The sequence below is a fragment of the Methylorubrum zatmanii genome (genome assembly GCF_014845115.1).
GTDB classification, from domain to species: domain Bacteria; phylum Pseudomonadota; class Alphaproteobacteria; order Rhizobiales; family Beijerinckiaceae; genus Methylobacterium; species Methylobacterium zatmanii.
Map to the genome: position 1 here is coordinate 1 of NZ_NKUI01000328.1, position 853 is coordinate 853.

The following is an 853-nucleotide window of genomic DNA, read 5'->3' on the forward strand; positions in this document are numbered from 1 at the left end:
CCGTCCTCACCCTCGGCGGCTGCCTGCGTCCCGATTTCCGCACCACGGATCTCGACGCCACCGGTACCGGCTCCATCGGGGCGCGCTATTCCCTGGCTGCCGGCGACAAGCTGCGTGTGATCGTGTTCGGGCAGGACAACCTGTCCAACATCTACGCCGTCGACGGCGCCGGGCGGATCGCCATGCCTCTGATCGGCACGGTTCAGGTCGGCGGACAGACCACGGCCCAGGCGGCACGGCTGATCGAAGCGAAGCTCGCCGCCGGCTATGTGCGCGAACCCCATGTCACCGTCGAGGTCGATGCCTACCGGCCGTTCTACATCCTCGGCGAGGTCACGACCTCGGGCCAATATCCCTACGTCAACGGCATGACCGTCGAGACCGCCGTGGCGATCGCCGCCGGGTTCGGTCCCCGCGCGGCGCGCGATTACGCCGTCCTGACCCGCGAAGGACAGGGCGGCCTGGTCAACGGCATCGTCCCGATGTCCTATCCCGTGCGCCCGGGCGACACCATCGTCATCAAGGAGCGGTTCTTCTAAGTCGGCGCAACCAGCGTTTATCGATACCTAACCGAGTTGCGTGAAAGGCGTCGGCAAGTCGGTGCCGTGACCTTTCTCAGCGGATTCCGGCACCCGCTTTAACGCATCGCTGACTGCGCTATGGCGATCCTCCCCCGGCAAGCGCCCTCACCTTGGGGTGCCCCGCGGAGATCGCTCGTCGTGGCAGCCCCCCTCACCCCCCCCCACCCCCCTCCCGTCGCAACCCCTTCGTCCGCTGCCGGGCGAATCCCTGGCGGCCGCGCCCAGCAGAGCCACCGCATCCCAACCCCTGTGACAAATCTCCGGGCACCCGG

The 853-nt window shown here is 67.9% G+C and carries 1 protein-coding gene; it reads left to right on the forward strand.

Annotated features, from left to right (window positions below; all coding sequences use genetic code 11):
• Positions 1-539, forward strand: a 539-nt coding sequence (locus MZTS_RS24410) for a polysaccharide biosynthesis/export family protein (RefSeq protein ID WP_192285897.1), incomplete at its 5' end; no start/stop codon positions are given.
• Between the last annotated feature and the right edge of the window lie 314 nt (positions 540-853).